The sequence below is a fragment of the uncultured Faecalicoccus sp. genome, from assembly GCF_944325745.1.
GTDB lineage: Bacteria > Bacillota_I > Bacilli_A > Erysipelotrichales > Erysipelotrichaceae > Faecalicoccus.
Genome location: NZ_CALVBG010000032.1, coordinates 1 through 13,871, shown reverse-complemented (window position 1 = coordinate 13,871; position 13,871 = coordinate 1). Strand labels below are relative to the sequence as shown.

Genomic DNA, 13,871 nt, shown 5'->3' with positions numbered 1-13,871 from the left:
ATGTCGTCTTCCAGAAGATCGCTCACATCCCGCGATCTGCCTTTGTATTCTGGTTCATATTCTTCCAGAAGCAAAGGGATATTGAGGGTATCCACATCGTTTTCGGTGATGTCAAAATCTTTAATAAACTCTTCGAGATCGATGCCGCGAACCTGTTCTTCGGTCAGCCCCGCCTTTTGGATCATCTCTTCCGGAGAAAGCAGCCTTCGTTCTAAGGCCGTCTCTTCCTTGCCTTCTGACACATAGATCCCCGGTTTCTGATCCAAGCTCCAAAGGAAATCTTCTTCATTAAATGTTTCTTCCGTAGTGATCTCTACTGCGGTGAGTCCTTCTTTCTCTGGTTCTTCTCTGTCGAAAGGAATATAAATATAGGCGATTTTGTATTGTGCATCCTCGGTAGTAACGGAATACTGTCCTCTCAATTCCCGCCAGATGGTTTTTCCATATTCACTTTTTTGATGGGAACTCGCATTTCCTTTCCAGTCTTCACATTCGCCTTGAAAAAAATCCAGGAAGTCTTCTGCCTGCTTGGTTAAATTGAATGTACTCTCCTTGGCATATTGCGAAAATAATCCGGTCAGTGCCTGGGCATCTTCCTTTTCTGCGCAGTCGATGATGTTTTCGATCATTACATCTGCCAATTCTTCATCAGAACGAAATTCGTTGGATAATCCGGCACATCCGCTCAGGCCACATATCAAGGTGCAACATACCATTAGTGATAAAAGTTTCCGCATGGTGCTTCTCCTCTTGGTTAATTCACTGTCACTTTTCCGCTGCCTGAGATGGCACACTCTGCTTCTTTCGTATAGATATCTTCTCGAAGCATATCCTCATAATTCGATCGGTCGATCGATTGCCATGCTTCGGACTTTGCCATGCGCAAATAGATCCCGGCCGGTACGCCCTGACAGTTTTCTGTAAGCCAATCCGGTACCGCCTTTAGAAAGGTTTCATACTCTTCTGCACACAGATCATCATTCATAAAAATATATGTCACAGCAGAAACTTGATTCAAAACCGATCCTTCTTTTGCCTCGCCGCTCTTCACTTCGGTATAAATCTTTATTCCTTCAGAAGGCAGAACCTGCTGCGCAAAGGATTGAACCTGCTCTTCATAGGCAGGACGAGTCAGAATGGATCCGTAATCATCTTCATACTGGTAAAGTCCGTTTTCATACGTGCGATACACCGTGACAACATCGGATTCATTTCCCTGTTCCGGATAAACTTTCAGGTGCTCTTTTTCGGTCGCATCCCCTGGCGCATAAGACAGGTAATGGAATGGCTGTCCGTATTTTCCTTCGATCCAATCCATCATCTGCCCCACAGAAGTGACAACCCCTTTCTGAGTATCCGTCAATTCTTCATAAGGTCCGCTAAGGCCTGTCATGGCCATGACTTCCGCTTGTTTTGTTTGGAGCCATGCCCCGTCATCATAGCTGGCCTTCCATTCATCCGGTCCGAAAGTCATACTTCCCTCTGGAAATGTCGTTTCACCGATCGTCAGTCCGGTATGACAGTTCACGATCTTTGCCTGTACATTCCAGTTCGGATCTTTCGTCTCCAGGATCCCGATCAAAACGTCCGAGGTCGTAATCGTCAGCAGCATCTTCGCCTGCAGAACACCATCAATTTTTTCATCATAATGATAGACGAACCGGCTGTGATCCTTGTCTGTCTCCACAAAATATCCCTGTTCTTCTTCCGTCATTTTTTCAAGTACATCATCGATGGAATCCGAGTACATTTCTATGAGCTCTTCTTTTTGGGACGGCGTCACCCCCAGGATCAGATCATTCCCATCTCGCTCTACGCTGTAACAATACTCGCTGAACTCTTCAAAGTTATCGTCGATATCAGAATTTGCGAACTCAAATATCGAAGCCGGTATGGTAATCTCTTCCAAATTTTTCGGTTGATTCCCCTCGACCGGTTCCGAGTTCGGGTCTGCCGCCGGAGCGTTCGCACATGCACTGCAGACCAGTACTGCGGCAACCATTACCGCATCTAACACATACTTATACAACTTCTTCATGATCATCCCTCGCAAACGACTGTATATATCTTATTTTATCGAAGTTTTGAAAGATCAGGAACATAAATCGTATCTTCTCTTTCTTTCGTTTTTTTGATAAACATGACCATATAGACTGGTAAATAGATCTTTCGATCTTGCACCTGTATATTGCCATAATTCAATATATATGCTTTTTCGATCTGTAAAGATGGATCTTGCAGCATATTAGTCAAAGCACTGTGTCGTTTATAATCTTTCCCGCTCTTGACCTCAATGGGAACCACCTGATCTTCTTGTTCAATTAAAAAATCAACTTCTCCCCGCTTCTTATTGTTGTGGTAAAACAACGGAAAATCGTGAGCTGTGAGTTCTTGAGCAACAACCGATTCATATATGGCTCCGAAATTTACATTTGTCTCCCCATTCAAAATTTTGATCACCGTTTCTCCATACAATTTACTGCATAACAAACCGACATCGCATAAAAACAGTTTGAACAGAGTCCTTTCTTTGCTGGCCAACAACGGGTATACCGGATTATCCACATTGTACGTAAACAATCCAACACCGCTGTTGATCAACCAGACAAACGAACTGTCATATTGATAAAATCGTGCATTCTGATTCAACTCTTTTAAAATAAATCGCTTGTTCTGAGCATTTAATTCACTGGGGATCAGTTTATAAATATCTTCGATCAAAAGCTTTTCTTCTTTATCATATTTAGAAATATCCATTTGATAGTTTTGATCTATATCTGCCAAGATGCTTTGTACTCTGGCAATATTATGGGAATTCACAAATTCTTGGACCGCCTCGGGCATCCCCCCAATGATCAAATAGAGATTAAACAGCTCCAACATCTGTTTATGAATTTGCGCATCCACTGTTTCCTTAGTTTCAAAACAAGTTTCCAAATAAGAAATAATGCTTGGATTTACTCCATTGGCCAGGGCAAATTCTTCAAAATCCAATGGATACATTTGTACCACAGACATATATCCAATCGGGATCGACTGTACATTTTTCATTTTGATCCCCAACAAAGAACCTGAAACCACATAGCGATATCTCTGATCCTTTACGAGATATTTGATCGGTGTGATCGCATCCTCTGCTTCCTGTGCTTCATCGATAAAAATAATAGTTTTCCCTGGATTTAACGGCTTAGAAGAAAGAGCCGAGAGCCGAAGCAATAATTGATCCGCACTGGAAGATGTGTTAAACGCATCCAAAACATTTTTATCTTTAATCAAATCAAAACATACAAATTCTTGATTTTGTGCTTTCAAAAATTGAAGAACTATCGTTGATTTCCCCACTTGTCTGGCGCCATCGATCAAAATCGCTTTTTTACTACTGTCTAGCCAAGACTTCAGCTCACACTCAATTTTTCTGTACAACATCGTTCATCACCGTCTTTATGATAACACGTTTTAATCTAAAATTGCATTTTTCCACCCTGTTTTGACCCCAAAAGTTGCATTTTTCCACCCTGTTTCAGTATCGAAAATTGCATTTTTCCATCCCTTAACAAAAAAAGATCCTGCTTTCGCAAGATCAAGATTGTTTATGATACGCTTCATACAGTTCATTTTTCGAACCATTCATCTTTTGTGCCACTTGTTTGATGGCCTCTTTGGTTTTCATGCCTTCCGCGACCAGAGCTTGGACTTGTTTGAGAGCCTCTTCCAGATCAAAGGGTTTTGTTTCTGATTTCTTGCCTTCGATCAAAACGACCATTTCCCCTTTCAGAGAAGAAACAATCTCCAAGACCTCCTGGATCGATCCTCGTAGATATTCCTCATAGATTTTCGTCAGTTCTCTGGCCAACACAATGTTTCGATTGCCCAAGACATCCAGACAATCCTGCAGCATGTCTTCGATGCGATGCGGCGCTTCATAAAAGATCATCGTATACGGAAAATCCTTGAGTTCTTCCAGCTGTTTTTTTCGTCGGCTGCTCTTGTGATCAAGAAAGCCATAAAACAAGTAATGCTCCGTCGATAAACCGCTGGCAACCAAGGCGTTGGTGGCCGCATTGGCCCCCGATAAAGAAACGACATTGAAATCTTTCTCGATGACTTCTTGGACCAAACGCTGTCCCGGATCGGAAACTAGGGGATACCCGGCATCACTGACAACGGCCACTTGTTTGCCCTGCTCGAGAAGATGCAAGATCTCAGGGATACTGGCGGCCTGGTTGTGTTCATGATGCGAGATCAGCGGCTTTTGGATCCCATACGCCTGGCAAAGCTTATGCGTATTTCGGGTGTCTTCGGCCGCAATTACATCGACCTGGTTTAAGATCTCCAAGGCCCGCGGTGTCATCTCCTGCAGATTGCCGATCGGTGTAGGCACTAAATAGAGAGTCGGCTGGTTATTTTGGAAGCTTTTTTGTCTTCTCATTCTTCTTGTTCCTATCTGGCCACAGTTCATCAAAAGATACAAAGCGAACTTCTTCTTTATTTTCGAGCTTGGCTTGTTTCTGAAGGACATTCATCGCCGTGATCTTATAGCGCGTATCCTCAAATGTGATCTGCGAATTGATCTTCGGCAGGCCTTCGCGCAAACGTGTATATTCTTCATTTTCATAGCGCAGACAGCACATCAGCTTTCCGCATTGTCCGCTGAGCTTCTGGATGTTGAGGGCCAACAGCTGATTTTTGGCCATGTTGATGGAGACGGCTTCAAAATCACTTAAAAACCGCGAACAACAAGTTTCCATTCCGCAGTTTCCCAGGCCCCCGACCATTTTGGCCTTGTTTCTGGGACCCACTTGCCGCAATTCGATACGGCAGTGAAGATGGCTGGCCAGATCTTTTAAAAGCTGGCGGAAATCGACACGTTCATCGCTGACATACGTAAAGATGACCTTGGAGCGATCGAGCGTGTATTCGCCGCTGATCAAATGCATATCCAATCCCAGATCGGCAATGCATTGATGGCAGATCTTCATGGCCTCTTCCGCTTTTTCCACATTATCTTTTTTCTGCATCACATCGTATTCTGTCGCCAGACGGATCACCGGTTTGATCGATCCTTTGACTTCATCGGGATCAAAAGGCTGGCTGTCCAGACACACTTGTCCCAGCTCTTTGCCGCGGACCGTCTCTACAACGACCGGATCCCCTTGTTTATAAGACAGATTGGATCCAAACGTATACGCTTTTTTCGATCCTTCGAACTGCACATAGACAATATATTTATATTCACGATTCTCGTTTGATTTTTCCTGGTTTCTCAAGAAATCACGACCTTTCTTATCTGATTATATATTTTATCTAAAAACAAGGCGAGTTCAACCGGACGCTGGATCCGGTCCATCGATTCAATCAGGATCTCACGAATCGCCACTTGTTTTTGTAGAGACAGTTTTCTTTCACCGTTTTGAAAATAGAAGAGCACCCAGTCTAAAAACCAAAGGATCTTTTCCTTGGTCATGCGATCCCCTTTAGGCACAAAGACATTTCTTTGCATAAACAAGATCTTGGCCATCTCTTCACAATGCATCACATAATCCTTGGCTTCCTGATGGATGAATTCAAAATCTTCATCCGCCAAGGCGGCCTGGGCTTTTTCCGGAGTATATCCATGATGTGCCAACATATAGGCGCTTTCCGGATCCGTCCACGCTAAAAATTGCGTTTCCAAACGTTTTGAAGAGGCCGGACGAAACGGGATCCATTGACAGCGCGACTGGATCGTCGGCAATACATTGGATCTTTCATCTGCGCTCAAGATCGCGAAGATGCCCGGTGCCGGTTCTTCCAAGAATTTTAAAAGCGAATTGGCCGCATCCGGTGTCGCTTGATCAAATTGTTCCAAGAAATAAATTCGACGGTTCGCATCTTCCACGCTGGTCGATTCAAAGAATTCCTGAAGCTCCAAGATCTCTTTTTTCTTGATGCGCGCTTTATCGCCATGGATCCAGCGAAAGTCGATGGCTTCTTCATTTTGGATGCGCTGACATGCCGGACACGTTTGGCAGGCAAATCCATCTTCATCTCGATATTCACAAACTAGACTTTGCGCCAACAAGATGGCAGTCTCGGTCTTGGGCGCCCCTTTGGGCCCGGTCAATAAGACGGCATGGGCCAAACGGTCTTGTTTCAAAGCGTTCGAGAGCGTGCGATAAACAACCGGTTGTTCCTTTTTCAGCTGCTCTTTATCCATGCGCTTCCATTCCTTCCAATACTGTCTGGATACAATCTTCCAGAACCGTCTGCGGATCCGGTTCCGCATCGATCACTTTAATTCTTTCCGGGAATTTCCGGATCAGAAGATCATAGCCTTCCCTCACTTTTTGATGAAAGGTATCTTGTTCCCGATCCAAACGGTTTTTTTCGCCGCGAATATTCATCCGCTTTTGCCCCGTCTCAATTGATACCTTTAAAAACAAGGTCAGCTGCGGCATGCAGTTTTCGATCGCAAACTGATTGATCTTCCAGACTTCTTCCAGCCCCAGTCCTCGGGCAACACCCTGATAAGCCAAGCTGGAGTCCACAAAGCGGTCACAGAGAACGATCTTGTTTTCTTCCAGTGCCGGCATCACGATCTGTTTAAGATGTTGGCGGCGGCTGGCCGCAAACAACAGCGCTTCCGTGCGCCCGTCCATCGCCTCCTGGGTATCGTTCAATAAAATATCACGGATCCTTTCGGCAATTTTGGACCCGCCAGGCTCTCTGGTATAGACGACTTTGTAGCCGCGTTTTTCCAATGCTTCTTTTAATCCCAGGGCCACGGTGGTTTTCCCGGCCCCGTCATTTCCTTCTAATGTTATAAAAAAACCATGTTTCATAATGCATCACCAATCCCAAGCATTATACCATAATCCATTGTCTTTCGAAGAAGGAAAGAATTATAATACTCTTTGGAAAGAAGGAATTTTCATGAATCGTGAATTGATTGAATCATTAAAAGCTTTAAAAGGCGTACAAGTGGTCGCCGTTTCTAAAAAACGAACCAAAGAACAAATTGAAGAAGCGGCCCAGGCAGGTCTTCAGGTTTTTGGAGAAAACCGCGTTCAAGAATTTGTCGATAAATACGATCCTGCCTACACTTGGCATATCATCGGTCATCTGCAGACCAACAAAGTGAAATACATCATCGGAAAAGTCGACTTGATCGAATCTTTGGATTCTTTAAAACTAGCCAAAGAGATTGAAAAATATGCCGCCCGCCAAGATCTGGTTCAAGATGTGCTGGTCCAGATCAAGATTTCCAACGATCCGATGAAGACCGGGCTTCCTTATGAAGAAGCCGAAGATTTTTTAAGTGCACTTCAAGCGTACCCGCATATCCGTGTGCGCGGTTTTATGTGTGTGGCAACCCATACCGAAGATATGGATCTGGTCGCTCAGGAATTCGATCAGATGCACGCACTGTATGAAAAAATGCGCTCGCTTTATCCCACGATTGACACCTTATCGATGGGCATGAGCCACGATTATAAAATCGCGATCGAACACGGGGCCAATATGGTCCGCATTGGAACGGCAATTTTCGAATAATTATGGTTTTTGTGTGATACCATGTGAATTTCATCATCCATCGAATATTCATGGTATACTACCCCCATGATAAGAACAAACAGCCGAAAAAAATACAAATTACGCCCTTGGGTCAAGATCGGTCTGGGATTATTTTCTTGTAGCCTGGTCTTGGTTCTTTTATTATCGTTTGTCTTTACCGGAGGACAGATTAGTTCTATTTTGCCATGGGGAAAAGTCGCAACTTTATGTATCGATCCCGGCCATGGAGGATACGACGTGGGAACGATTGGAGCTGATGGAAGTTATGAAAAAGACATCAATCTGGCTATTGCCTTAGCCGTTGGAGACTATATCGAAGAACATGAACCCCGTATCGAAGTGATGTATACGCGAGACAGCGATGAAATATCATGGCCAGAAGAAGAATCCGAGGATCTAAAAGCTCGTGTCGATTTTACGGCCGAAAATAACGCCGATTATTATCTGAGCATTCATATGAATTCTCAAGAAGATACTAGCCAATACGGTTATGAATCCTACATTCGCCAAGATGATGATTTCTCCTATGAGGTCTCGCGTCGGATTGCCCAAAACTTGGACGAAGTCGGTTGGGAATACGATCGCGGTGTGATCTATGTTGAACAATACCCTCTCTATGTCGTCAGCCATCAAAAAATACCGGCCTTGTTGTTTGAAGCCGGTTATATGAGCAACTACTCCGAATGTCATGATCTTTCCCAGACCAAATATCAAAATTTGATTGCGGAAAATATCGCCAAAGCATATATCGAGCTGATCTTAGAAGACCAGGGCATTGAAGATGATACAAAAAAAGACTGAGAAAAAATGATCAGTCTTTTTTGTTGGGCAATAATAAGTGGATCGCCTGCGCTTCGATCTCGATCGTCGGATTTTTGAAAGCGCGGACTTCCCCATCCAAATTCATCTTCACTGCTTTGTTTTCCGTATCCACGTGGACCACTTGTCCTCTTTTCATGATTGCCAATTCCGGAATCTGCACATGTTCTCCCTTTTCATAAAGTTTCGCTAAAGAAACGATCTGGGTCCGGGAAACTTTTTTGATCAGGCAAATATCCATTTCCCCGTCATTCAACAAGGCATCCGGACAAGGCTGGTATCCGCCGCCATAAAACCGGCCGTTGGCAAAAACTAAAAACGTATACAGATCAGGTTTTAAGCGTTCCTGATCGATCTGTAAAGCATACGTCTCACCTAACGGCTTGCGAAGACTGGTCAACATCCCTAACGTGTAATGAAAGATCCCGCCTTTGGGAATGATCTTCTTGGTCTTGTTGGCGGCATCGGCCACATGGACATCGAATCCGATCGAAGCGGAATTTAATACATATTCACCGTTCACCTTCAAAAGATCACAATCCATCGCAATCGGATCTTGATACGCCGCCAGATCCAAAAAATCTTGTTTGGTCAATCCCTCAAACGATTTAATAAAATCATTTCCAGTCCCGATAGGAAGAATCGATAAGTAGATATGGGGTGCATGCGCCATGCCGTTGACCACTTCATGCAAGGTCCCGTCTCCGCCGCAGACATAAAGATGCACAGGTTCCTCGGTTTTTAAGGCATATTTTTGTGCAATAAAGCGGGCATGACCAGGCCCGTTGGTCTTTTCAATGATGATTCGTTTTCCCTGAAAAACTTCCTGGATCTGGTGGATCAGCTCCAACTGCTCTTTCTTTTGCCCTTTCGGATTGATAATAAATACATCTTTCATTGGATCTTCCCTCATTTCAACAATCTTTCTACGCATTCTTTGGCCATCAAAAGCCCGGCACTGGCCGGTACGAAGATCACCGAAGCCAGCGGCTGCCCTTCAATTTGCGCCACGGGAACTTCCCGGCTGCAGACCACAGGGATCTTTTCTTTGATTCTTTGTTTGCGTTTCCAGATCCGCAGGCGTTTGGCCAAGGGATCATTCGATGTTTTTTCTAACTCCAAAACGTGAAGCTGTGTAGGATCGATCCTTCTTCCCATCCCCATGCACGAAAGAAAAGGAATCTGGCGCTGGATACAAGCTTGGATCAGATCTTGCTTGCTGGTGATGGAATCAATACAGTCACAGACAAAATCAATCGGTTGCGAAAACAGTTCCTCGTCTTTTGTCTGGTCATAAAAGAAATCATGGGTATCGACTTGCGCTTCTGTGATCGACAAGACTCTCTGTTTTAAAACATCGGTCTTTTTTTGTCCGATCGTTTCTTGGGTGGCCCCCAGCTGGCGATTGCGGTTAGAGTCTTCAAAAACATCCGCATCCACCAGGATCAAATGACCGATGCCGGTACGAGCCAAAGCTTCGACACAAAAAGAGCCGACACCGCCTAAGCCAACGACCAGCACCGTTCTTTGACGTAAGATCTCCCCGCTATTTTGTCCCAAGATTCCCTGCGTTCGCATATTATCCATAGTACCACTCCCGAATCGATTCCCAGAGCTTGGGATCCTCTTTTTCAAACCAGTGTACCGGCATCTGATGTTTAAACCAGGTCAACTGCCGTTTGGCATATTGGCGCGAATGTTTCTGAATCGCTTGTTTAACTTCTTCCAATGTCGCTTCGTGTTCAAAATAAGGCTTGAACTCTTTATAGCCGATCCCTTGAAAGCTGGTGTATTCCCAAGTTTTCGGATCTTCAAATAACGAAGTAACTTCCTGGGCCAGGCCTTCTTCAAACATTTGTTCCACACGCTGATCAATTCGCTGATACAGCTTTTCTCGATCCATGCTCAGTCCCAGAAAATACACATCGTATAACGGTTTATGTTCCTGTTCATTTTCTCTTTGCGTCTTTGTCGGCCCGTTGTGCGCAATCTCCAAAGCGCGAATCAGACGTTTGCGATTATGAGGATGGATCTTTTCGGCAGCTTGCGGATCGATCGTTTGAAGAAGCGCAAACAACTCTTCGCTGGTCTTTGCCTCCAGCTGTTTTAGATATTCTTCGTCTTTTTGTTCTTCTTCAAAGACATAATCATATAATGCCGCCTTTAGATACAGCCCGGTTCCGCCGCAAAAAATCGGCAGTTTGCCTTGTTTCTGGATCTGTGCGATGGCTTCTTTGGCTTTTTGTTGGAAGATGCAGACATTATAAGGATCTTTATAGTCTTGGATGCCCACCAGATAATGCGGGATGCCCTGCATTTCCGACTCGGTGATCTTGGCCGTACCGATATTCATCTGCCGGTAGACCTGCATTGAGTCTCCCGAGATGATCTGGCCATCCAATGCTTGGGCAAGCTCGATCGAACAGGCGCTCTTTCCAATTCCCGTCGGTCCTACGATAGCCAATATCTTATCCACGTTCAAACTCCTTTCGCAGATCCTTTTCACTCAATGTGATCACAGTCGGACGCCCATGCGGACAATGATAAGGCTGATCGCATTTTTGAAGATCCAAGATCACCTGTTTCATCTCTGCCTCACTCAAAGCGCGATGAAACCGAATCGAAGAATGACAAGCCATTGTCGCAATCACATGTTTGCGCAACGCCTCCATGTCTACCTCCTGGTTCTGCATAAAGAAATCCAATAAGTCGTGGAAAAAAGCCTCTTCTTCCACATCCTGGAACCATAAAGGGACTTGGCGAACCAGCAAACGGTCCATGCCAAACACTTCAAACACGATCCCAAAAGGACGCGTCTTTTCGTTGATCGTTTCGATTTGCGCAATCACCGCTTGCGAGACCGGGATCTGGATCGGCACCATCAAAGGCTGGATCGAAGGTTCCTTTTGATAGATCTGTTTGACCAGCTGTTCATAATGATATCGCTCTTGTGCAGCGTGCTGATCGATCAAGACCAATCCTTCTTCATTTTCACAGAGTATATACGATTCTTTGAGTTGGCCAATCAGACGCAAATGCGAAAAGAATTCTTTTCCCTGCGTTGTTTCTTCGGGTTTTGCCTCATAGACAACCGATTCTTCCTGGATGACCGGAGCCGGTTTTTCATATTGAGCAAAACCTTGTTCGATCGTGTGTTCTATCGTGGAAGGTTTCGGCCGAAGCGGTTCTTGAGCGACCGGGATTGGAAAATCAAAGGTTTCCTGTTTGAACTGTGGCGTTGTCTTGGGCTGGATCTTTACGGTTTTTAACGATTGCGAAAGCGTCGAAGCCAGTGTCGTTTTGATCAACTCCAACAATTCGTTCTGTTTCGAAAGACGAATCTCCCATTTATTCGGATGCACATTGACATCCACCAGCTGAGCATCGGTCTGGATGTCTAAGACAACGATAGGAAAACGCTGTGAAGGCAAATACGATCCATACGCATCCAAGATCGCCTTCTGTATAGGAATACTGCGGATCAGACGCGAATTCATCGTAATAAACATAAAATATTTGGTGGCGCGATTGATCTTAGGCTGCACAGCGTAGCCTGCAATCTTAAAATCATCGTTTTGTCCGTGAAATTCGATTGCTTCTTTGGCCACTTCCCGGCCATACATCTGGTACAAGATCTCCTGCAGACTGCCGTTGCCGGACGTTTGAAAAACGATTCGCCCATCATGCGACAGCGTGAATCGGATCTTTGGGTGGGACAATGCCATCTTATTGACCAGATCGGCAATGATACTAAATTCATAAGAAACACTCTTCAAGTGTTTAAAACGGGCCGGAGTCTTCAAAAACAGGCCGCTGATCGCAATCGAGGTCCCTTTGGGAAAATGACCGCTTTCTTCATTGACCAGCTGACCGTAATCGTATTCGATCATCGTTCCCTGATTGCCGTCATTGGTTTCTAAACGCACATGGGCCACGGAAGCAATACTGGGCAACGCTTCCCCGCGAAAACCCATGGTCTGAATATTAAAAAGTCCTTCTTCACTGGAAAGCTTGCTGGTGGCGTGGCGCATAAAAGCCATATGCGCATCTTGCGGATCCATCCCGCTGCCGTCATCGGTAATGACCAGGCGCTCGATTCCGCCCTGGAAAGCTTCGATATCGATCACTTTGGCACCGGCATCGATACTGTTTTCGACACATTCTTTCACGATTCCCGCCGGTCTTTCGACCACTTCTCCGGCAGCGATCATATTTGTCAAATGTTCACTCAATACTTGGATCTTTGCCATGCCTTCCTCCTATTCTTCGATCTCGTCGGCTAATGTTTTAAATTCATAGAGACAGTCTAAGGCTTCTCTAGGGGTTAAAGAGTCTACATCCAGATTCTGCAGACGTTCCATCAATTCGGATTTTTTCGGCTGTACTTGTTCCATCACAAACAAGCTTGGCTGATAATCCTGGGAGATTCCCTGGCTTTCAAAGTCGTTCAACAACATGGAAGCTCTATCCAATACGACTTTTGGCAAGTGAGCCAAGCGGGCCACGTTGACCCCGTACGATTTATCGGCTTTTCCTTCGACGATGCGATAACGGAATTCAATCTCGTTTTTCTTTTCCTTGACATCGACATGCACATTAAAGATTCCCGGATGATTCTGGGAAAGTTCGGTTAATTCATGGTAATGGGTCGAAAATAAAGTCTTGGCCTGGATGGCTTCTTCGATGTATTCCAACATCGCCTGGGCCAGCGCCATCCCATCATAGGTAGCGGTCCCGCGTCCAATCTCATCAAACAAGATCAAGGAGCGTTTGGTCGCATACCGTAAAGCGGTATTGGCTTCCATCATCTCCACCATAAAGGTCGATTTACCGGTCAAAATATCATCGCTGGCACCAATACGGGTAAAGATTCGGTCAAAGATCGGCATATCGGCTTGTTTGGCCGGAATAAAACTTCCCATCTGCGCTAAGATCACCAATAAGGCGTTCTGCCGCATATAGGTCGATTTCCCGCCCATGTTGGGTCCGGTGATCAATTCAATGCACTGTTCTGTTTCCATGTTCCAATCGTTGGACACATAGCGTTTTTTCTTCATGCGGTCATCTAAGATCGGATGTTTTCCTTCTTGGATATGGATGCTTTGATCCGGATGGAATGCGGGACAGATGTACCCTTTTTCATGAGCAAGCAAAGCTAAAGATACTAAGACATCGATCGTTGCCAAAGCACTGGCCAGAGCGTGCAGATCAAACAAGCGGCCCTTGATCGTTTCTAACAGTTCTTTAAATAACTCTTGTTCCAATTTGATCTTCGATTCTTTGGCATGCAGGATCTGTTCTTCTTTTTCTTTGAGCTCCTGGGTCACAAAGCGGGTCGCATTGGCCAAGGTCTGTTTGGCATGATATCCAAATTCTTCTTTGATATTGGATAAGTTTCCGTTACGCACTTCGATATAGTACCCAAATACGCGATTATAACCGATCTTCAAAGATTTGATCCCGGTTCTTTCGCGCTCTTTGGTTTCCAGATCTAAGAT

15 protein-coding genes are annotated in these 13,871 nt (G+C 44.9%); 2 read left to right on the top strand and 13 right to left on the bottom strand.

What is annotated here, in order from left to right; genetic code table 11:
- The 8 genes from Q0J48_RS04500 to tmk form a co-directional block, all read right to left on the bottom strand.
- The coding region (locus Q0J48_RS04500; RefSeq protein ID WP_296242040.1) for a DUF5104 domain-containing protein at positions 1–737 on the bottom strand (737 nt) is incomplete at its 3' end.
- A gap of 17 nt (positions 738–754) precedes the next feature.
- A complete protein-coding gene (locus tag Q0J48_RS04495) occupies positions 755–2,038 on the bottom strand; it encodes a hypothetical protein (RefSeq protein ID WP_296242038.1) in 1,284 nt (427 codons plus the stop codon).
- Between the two features lie 35 nt (positions 2,039–2,073).
- The gene (locus Q0J48_RS04490; RefSeq protein WP_296242036.1) at positions 2,074–3,426 is read right to left on the bottom strand and encodes an AAA family ATPase; all 1,353 of its coding nucleotides are present in this window, start codon (positions 3,424–3,426) and stop codon (positions 2,074–2,076) included.
- A 30-nt stretch (positions 3,427–3,456) separates the two neighbouring features.
- The gene (locus Q0J48_RS04485; RefSeq protein WP_296242034.1) at positions 3,457–3,606 is read right to left on the bottom strand and encodes a hypothetical protein; all 150 of its coding nucleotides are present in this window, start codon (positions 3,604–3,606) and stop codon (positions 3,457–3,459) included.
- Positions 3,581–4,429 carry a 16S rRNA (cytidine(1402)-2'-O)-methyltransferase gene (gene rsmI / locus Q0J48_RS04480; RefSeq protein ID WP_296242033.1) on the bottom strand — a complete coding sequence of 283 codons (849 nt, stop codon included), beginning with the start codon at positions 4,427–4,429 and terminating at the stop codon, positions 3,581–3,583. The genes Q0J48_RS04485 and rsmI overlap by 26 nt, the downstream gene beginning before the upstream one ends.
- Positions 4,401–5,267 carry a regulatory iron-sulfur-containing complex subunit RicT gene (gene ricT, locus Q0J48_RS04475; protein WP_296242032.1) on the bottom strand — a complete coding sequence of 289 codons (867 nt, stop codon included), beginning with the start codon at positions 5,265–5,267 and terminating at the stop codon, positions 4,401–4,403. Before ricT ends, rsmI begins: the two co-directional genes overlap by 29 nt.
- Complete coding sequence (locus Q0J48_RS04470) at positions 5,264–6,196, bottom strand: hypothetical protein (RefSeq protein WP_296242031.1); 933 nt, start codon at positions 6,194–6,196, stop codon at positions 5,264–5,266. Before Q0J48_RS04470 ends, ricT begins: the two co-directional genes overlap by 4 nt.
- Positions 6,189–6,821: a dTMP kinase gene (gene tmk, locus Q0J48_RS04465; RefSeq protein WP_296242029.1), complete on the bottom strand. Its 633-nt coding sequence runs from the start codon at positions 6,819–6,821 to the stop codon at positions 6,189–6,191. Before tmk ends, Q0J48_RS04470 begins: the two co-directional genes overlap by 8 nt.
- 91 nt (positions 6,822–6,912) lie before the next feature.
- Here tmk and Q0J48_RS04460 point away from each other — a divergent pair, with 91 nt between their 5' ends.
- A complete protein-coding gene (locus tag Q0J48_RS04460; RefSeq protein WP_296242027.1) occupies positions 6,913–7,533 on the top strand; it encodes a YggS family pyridoxal phosphate-dependent enzyme in 621 nt (206 codons plus the stop codon).
- Positions 7,534–7,599: 66 nt separating this feature from the next.
- On the top strand, positions 7,600–8,355 hold the full coding sequence (locus Q0J48_RS04455) for an N-acetylmuramoyl-L-alanine amidase (protein WP_296242025.1): 756 nt from the start codon (positions 7,600–7,602) through the stop codon (positions 8,353–8,355).
- A gap of 10 nt (positions 8,356–8,365) precedes the next feature.
- Here the strand turns inward: Q0J48_RS04455 and Q0J48_RS04450 are convergent, their stop codons facing one another.
- The 5 genes from Q0J48_RS04450 to mutS all read right to left on the bottom strand — a co-directional run.
- Positions 8,366–9,271 (bottom strand): diacylglycerol kinase family protein, encoded by a 906-nt coding sequence (locus Q0J48_RS04450; RefSeq protein ID WP_296242023.1) that lies wholly within the window; start codon positions 9,269–9,271, stop codon positions 8,366–8,368.
- Positions 9,272–9,282: 11 nt separating this feature from the next.
- Positions 9,283–9,960 (bottom strand): ThiF family adenylyltransferase, encoded by a 678-nt coding sequence (locus Q0J48_RS04445; RefSeq protein ID WP_296242022.1) that lies wholly within the window; start codon positions 9,958–9,960, stop codon positions 9,283–9,285.
- Positions 9,953–10,849: a tRNA (adenosine(37)-N6)-dimethylallyltransferase MiaA gene (miaA, locus tag Q0J48_RS04440; RefSeq protein ID WP_296242021.1), complete on the bottom strand. Its 897-nt coding sequence runs from the start codon at positions 10,847–10,849 to the stop codon at positions 9,953–9,955. Before miaA ends, Q0J48_RS04445 begins: the two co-directional genes overlap by 8 nt.
- Positions 10,842–12,623 carry a DNA mismatch repair endonuclease MutL gene (gene mutL, locus Q0J48_RS04435; protein WP_296242020.1) on the bottom strand — a complete coding sequence of 594 codons (1,782 nt, stop codon included), beginning with the start codon at positions 12,621–12,623 and terminating at the stop codon, positions 10,842–10,844. Before mutL ends, miaA begins: the two co-directional genes overlap by 8 nt.
- Positions 12,624–12,632: 9 nt before the next feature.
- Positions 12,633–13,871 (bottom strand): DNA mismatch repair protein MutS (gene mutS, locus Q0J48_RS04430; protein ID WP_296242019.1); only part of this gene is annotated, 1,239 nt, incomplete at its 5' end.